Source organism: Streptomyces canarius, assembly GCF_014650735.1.
GTDB classification, from domain to species: domain Bacteria; phylum Actinomycetota; class Actinomycetes; order Streptomycetales; family Streptomycetaceae; genus Streptomyces; species Streptomyces olivaceoviridis.
The window spans coordinates 1-508 of record NZ_BMVN01000264.1; the positions used below are offsets into that span (position 1 = coordinate 1).

Here is a 508-nt window from a genome sequence, read left to right on the forward strand (position 1 = left end):
GTCGCCGCCGGCCTGGTAGTCGCCGAAGTAGTCGACGACGTCCTCGGGCCACTGGTTGGCCTCCGCCAGCAGCACGGTGTCCGGGTACATCGCGTCGATCTCGCGCCGGACCCGCTTCAGGAAGGCGTGCGTGGCGGGCAGGTTCTCGCAGTTGGTGCCCTCCTCGGCGTAGAGGTAGGGCACCGCGTCCAGGCGGTAGCCGTCGATGCCCAGGTCCAGCCAGAACCGCAGGGCGGCCAGGACCTCCTCCTGCACGGCGGGGTTCTCGTAGTTCAGGTCCGGCTGGTGCGAGAAGAAGCGGTGGAAGTAGTACTGGCCGCGGACCGGGTCGAAGGTCCAGTTGGACGCCTCGGTGTCGACGAAGATGATCCGGGCGTCCTGGTACTGCTTGTCGTCGTCGGCCCACATGTAGTAGTCGCCGTACGGGCCTTCGGGGTGCTTGCGGGACTCCTGGAACCACGGGTGCTGGTCGCTGGTGTGGTTCATGACGAAGTCGATGATCACGCGC

1 protein-coding gene is annotated in these 508 nt (G+C 66.7%); it reads right to left on the reverse strand.

The genetic code is table 11. From position 1 onward, the window contains the following. The coding region (locus IE294_RS47210) for an alpha-amylase family glycosyl hydrolase (protein WP_268252903.1) at positions 1–508 on the reverse strand (508 nt) is incomplete at both ends.